The sequence below is a fragment of the uncultured Rothia sp. genome (genome assembly GCF_937976295.1).
Taxonomy (GTDB): Bacteria; Actinomycetota; Actinomycetes; order Actinomycetales; family Micrococcaceae; genus Rothia.
This window is the reverse complement of sequence record NZ_CALJRY010000283.1, coordinates 1-4598: the sequence shown is the minus strand read 5'-3', so window position 1 is coordinate 4598 and position 4598 is coordinate 1. Positions and strand designations below refer to the sequence as shown.

Below are 4598 nucleotides of genomic sequence, written 5' to 3'. Positions count from 1 at the left end.
GCTCAGGGGTAGAGCATTTCCCTCGTAAAGAAAAGGTCGTGGGTTCGAATCCCACTGGGGGCTCCACATCCGCCGTAACGCGTGCCGGTTTCCGGTGTGTTGCGGCGGTTTTTAGCATCTGAGAGATGTCATGTATCTCGCAGGATGTCACCGTCGATTTTTAGGAGATTCTCATGTCTTCTCGTTCTTCGCATACTCAGCGCCTGCAGAGCCGTTTGCAGGCGGGTCGCGCCTCCGCGGGTTCGTCGCGCCCGATGAGCCCGACTATGCGTTTTGCTCTGGTGTACGTGTTGGCGCTGGTGGTTTCCTTGGCGGTGTGGTTCTTCTACCGTTCCGTGTATGAGGATGACACCTCGTTCTTGGTGCCGATTGTGATTTCTTTGGTGACTTCGTACGTGTGTGCTCATGCGTTGACGGGCGGCAAGTCGCCCCGCAACTAGACTGCTGACCGGCAGCCCGCCAGGCTGTAGCCTCATGAGGTTTTAGGTAGACAAAAGCCGCGCATCCGGTTCCCCGTTCAGGGCTCGGATGCGCGGCTTTTTACGCGTGTACTTTACGCCAGCACCTTACTTGGAGGCACGCTGGAAGTCGCTGTCGGTCTTGCCCCACAGGCCGTAAACCTTGGCGAGTTCCTTGACCTTCTTTGCACGCAGGTAACGCGGCAGGTAGGAGCCGTCGCGGGGACCGTCGAGGGGCACGTCGAGCATCTGGTGTGCTTCTTCGATTTCGATCTCGCTGGGGGAGAATGCCGCGTTGATGGTCTCCGCCTGGCGGATGTCCAGGGTAATCTTACCGGTCATGCCGTGGTCGTTCGCGTAGCCGCATGCCTTGGAGAGGTCAGCGCCGTATGCGCCGAGGGTCGGGCCGTCGATGGGGCCGGGCAGACCGCCCAGGGTGGAGGCGATGACCAGCTGCGAACGCACATAGGCGAGCGCCATGGGGGTTGCGGAGGAGCCGGTGTCGCGGCGGTAGTCGCCTGCGCCGAATGCGAGGCGGAAGGTGCCGATTGCGCGGGCAATATCCACCGAGTGGTGCACGCCGAGTGCGGACTCAATCAGCGCGATGATGGGGGTACCGGCGGGCAGTTCAGCTGCGGTGCGGTCGATGTCGGTGGCGTGCTCTGCGGTGGCGAGCATGACGCCTCGCAGGCCCTTCACGTTCTTGAGGGCCTTGACGTCCTTCCACCAGTGTTCGGTGGTGATGGCGTTGATTCGCACCCATGCGACGACGCCGGAGTTGAGCATACGGACGACCTGTTCGCGGGCGGCGTCCTTCTCTTCAGGGGGGCAGCCGTCTTCGAGGTCGATGATGATGGAGTCAGCTTCGGATTCGAAAGCCTCTTCAAAAACTTCTTCGGTGGAGTTGGCGCGCACGAGGAGCCAGGAGCGTGAGAGGCTGGGGCGCAGCTGACGCGCACGCTCGTTGCGGTGGAATTCAAACATGGTGTGTGACTTCTTCCGTGAATTGTTTATGCATTGGGTTGTGCCGTAGAGGGGCAGGAAAAAGCCTGCGGTTCTTCCGCGCGTACCATCGCGTCAGTCGTCACCTCCATTGTGACGGAACCGCACAAGAAGTGTCCTACACCTCTTCTTTAAGCGTATCGCCTGTTGAAGTGCACATCAAACTAACTCGCCTGTTGACCGCGATTTAGGCCCCTATGCCATGCCTCACCAGTGCTCCACCTCAACCAGCGCTACGCCTCGACCAGTTGGGTGCGGCCCACGGGGATTCCATCGTCGAAGATCAGCTCGCCGGTTGCTTCCTTCTGGGCGCGCTGAATCAGACGTTCGGCATCCTCAATGTGCTGGATGACGGTTTCCACGCGGCGGTGCACGCTCACCTGGCGGTCGCAGCTATTCACACAATTGCCGAAGCAACGTGCCATGGCGAGCGCTTCCGCGCAGAGTGCCACGGCGTTACCCGCCTTGGAGAGGGCGCGGTTCAGGTCGGAGTAGGTGCCGAATGGGGAGGCGGGAATATCGCCGTCGCTGGGGGCGAGGCGGTGCGCTTCCAAGGCGACGGCGCGCACGCGCGGGATGAGGTCGGCGAGCGCGTTGGCGTCCGGCACAATAAGCTCGATCATGGAGGCGGACGAATCGGTTGCCGCTAGACGTTCGAGGACCTGGTGGAAGCGGTCAATACCGCGAATGAACCGGTCGTGGGATCGGCGCCAGATGCCTTTGCCGAGTTCGGCGTCGTCGCGGCGTGATTGCAGGTAGCTTTTAAGTCCCATGTGTCCTCCTCTGCGTGGTGTGTGTGCCGTGTTTGTTGGTCGGTGGAGGCTGCCGGCGTTGGGCTCTGCGGCGACCCGCAAACCTCCCTATACTTAGGTTACCCTAAATCTCTTTTAGTGACGAGATGTCAGCTGCCGGTTAATCATTTCGACCCGGATTTTCATCACGCCCCTCACGCGACACTCCCCGCGGCACCCACCCGAAGCGGCACACCCGCCTAAAGTAGCACCTCGGGGAGCGCAACGATTTTTAGACCATGCGCAGCACAATCTTGCCGCGATGCTGACCCGAGTCGAAGTATTCGTGGGCGGCAGCCGCCTCCTCCATATCGAAGACGCGGTCCAGGCCCACGCCGATTCTGCCGGATTCGATGAGCGGCAGCACGTGTTCGCGTACACCGCGCAGAATCTCAGCCTTCTGCCGGTCCGAACGGGTGCGCAGGCTCGTGGCGTGCACCGACAGGCGGCGAGAAAGCATGTAGCCCAGGTTCACTTCTGCTTTGGCGCCGCCCTGCAGACCGATAATGCACAGGTGCCCGCCGTCGGCGAGGGTGTGCAGGTTATCGTCCAGGTACTTTCCGCCCACGACGTCGAGGATGTAATCGGCGCCGCGGCCGCCGGTTTCAGCCAGCAGCACTTCACGGAACGAATGTTCGGTATAGATAATCGGTTCAGCACCTAGTGAGCGCACATATTCTGCTTTTTCCTCGGCGCTGACGGTCGCAAACACACGAGTGCCCGCGGCGAGCGCCAGCTGAATGGCGTGCACACCGATACCGCCGGTACCGCCGTGAATGAGCACCACCGCGGGTTCGCCGTCTTCCTTAAGGTTTTCGGCGGGGTTCATGCTCATACCGCAGGTGAGCACCAGGTTCGAGTAGACGGTTGCCGCGACTTCGGGAATGCCGGCGGCTTCGGTGAAGCTCAGCTGTTCGGGTACGGGTAGCACGTGGTCTACGGGGACGGTCACGTAGTCGGCGTAGCCGCCTCCAGGTAGTAGCGCCATGACGGAGGTGCCACGATTCTCCACGGAGGCGCCCTCACCGACCGCCTCAATAACGCCGGCTACTTCGAGGCCGTAGATGGGACTCGCCCCGGCGGGCGGCGGGTAGAATCCGCGGCGTTGCAGGGCGTCGGCGCGGTTGATTCCGGCGGCGTGAACACGGATGAGAACTTCGTGGGATCGGGGTACGGGGGCGGGGACTTCGCTGATTTTCAGAGCCTCAGGTCCACCGTGATTGTTCTCAATAATTGCTCTCATGAGTCCTCCTCATTGCCGGAAGCACCATCGTTGGTGCGCGATTTACAGAAAGCTTATCGCATGAGATAATCTCGTAGTGCCCTGCGGCACGGCATTGTTATAAAATGCCGGTCTCTGGTGCGTATGGATGGTTGTCCGAGCGGCCGAAGGAGCTGGTCTTGAAAACCAGTAGGCGGTAACCCCGTCTCAAGGGTTCAAATCCCTTACCATCCGCGTTATAGCTTCTGCTCCACATGTGGAGCGCAAAGAGCCCCGTTCCTCGTAGTGAGGAGCGGGGATTTTTGCATACGCCGTTTTGAGTTGCCGAGGGCATCGTTATATGCCGCCGGTCAGAACAATTAAGAACAATGCGCCGAGGACGGCGAAGGGAAGGGCAAAAATTACACCCGCCCAGCTGAGAATACGACCCGCTAGGGCAGGCACACCGTGCCGATTCGCTACCCGCCCCTGCCAGGCGCCCAGGACGTTGAGCAACGGCGCAACGATAACTATCCGAAGACCACCACTGTCAAAATCATGAACAAACCACCAGCACCCTAGAAAGAAAAACAGGAGGCCGAGGAAGCCAAAGAGTAGGGAGACGTTCGCTGCCTTTTTACCGTCTTGTGCCCCTTGCACCTCGGGAAGTAGCTCGCTCGCAGGTTGCGTCCAATCGTCCGTGTCCTCAACGTCGGACGGCTGGCTATCGTTCGCTTGGTAGAGCTTGGCGTATTCGGGATTGTAATCAAAAGCTTCATTATTTTGGGGTAGCTGCGACATCGCATCCACAACCTTTCATATTCCACACACTAGTTAATAACCTCGGCTTGGGCTTTCACCGATGCACCTATCGGCTGGTGTTAAACCACACCCACAGTGTCCAGGCGTTCACGAGCACAAAACTGACAATGGCCACCCAACTCAGCACACGACCCGCAGCAGGAATCGCACCGTAGCGATCTGCCTCCTTAGCCTTCCAAAGACCAAGAGCACCCAGAACAACGGAAGGGATACCAAAAAGCCACCAGCCCCATACCGCAACGCTGACAAGACTGAGCACGCCGAAGGCGAGTGAGAGTTGGGAGGCTCGTTCCCCCAGACCCCATTCAGAAGGCTCTCTTCTCT

5 protein-coding genes, 1 tRNA gene and 1 pseudogene are annotated in these 4598 nt (G+C 59.9%); 2 read left to right on the top strand and 5 right to left on the bottom strand.

Annotation, left to right across the window (positions count from 1 at the left end; genetic code table 11):
• Positions 1-173: 173 nt before the first annotated feature.
• Positions 174-440 carry a hypothetical protein gene (locus Q0216_RS07515; RefSeq protein WP_298594209.1) on the top strand — a complete coding sequence of 89 codons (267 nt, stop codon included), beginning with the start codon at positions 174-176 and terminating at the stop codon, positions 438-440.
• Between the two features lie 126 nt (positions 441-566).
• Here Q0216_RS07515 and Q0216_RS07510 read toward each other — a convergent pair whose 3' ends face one another.
• The 3 genes from Q0216_RS07510 to Q0216_RS07500 all read right to left on the bottom strand — a co-directional run bounded on the left by Q0216_RS07510 (position 567) and on the right by Q0216_RS07500 (position 3494).
• On the bottom strand, positions 567-1442 hold the full coding sequence (locus Q0216_RS07510; protein WP_298594208.1) for a CoA ester lyase: 876 nt from the start codon (positions 1440-1442) through the stop codon (positions 567-569).
• Positions 1443-1693: 251 nt separating this feature from the next.
• A complete protein-coding gene (locus tag Q0216_RS07505) occupies positions 1694-2233 on the bottom strand; it encodes a dehydrogenase (protein WP_298594206.1) in 540 nt (179 codons plus the stop codon).
• A gap of 250 nt (positions 2234-2483) precedes the next feature.
• Positions 2484-3494, bottom strand: coding sequence for an NAD(P)H-quinone oxidoreductase (locus Q0216_RS07500; protein WP_298594204.1), 1011 nt, complete (start codon positions 3492-3494; stop codon positions 2484-2486).
• Positions 3495-3619: 125 nt separating this feature from the next.
• On the opposite strand from Q0216_RS07500, the gene Q0216_RS07495 reads away from it, so the two are divergent.
• Positions 3620-3707, top strand: a tRNA-Ser gene (locus Q0216_RS07495).
• Positions 3708-3809: 102 nt separating this feature from the next.
• On the opposite strand, the gene Q0216_RS07490 is transcribed toward Q0216_RS07495, so the two are convergent.
• Both Q0216_RS07490 and Q0216_RS07485 read right to left on the bottom strand, forming a co-directional pair.
• On the bottom strand, positions 3810-4253 hold the full coding sequence (locus tag Q0216_RS07490; RefSeq protein ID WP_298594202.1) for a hypothetical protein: 444 nt from the start codon (positions 4251-4253) through the stop codon (positions 3810-3812).
• Between the two features lie 67 nt (positions 4254-4320).
• Positions 4321-4598: pseudogene (locus Q0216_RS07485) on the bottom strand (hypothetical protein); the annotation flags it as partial.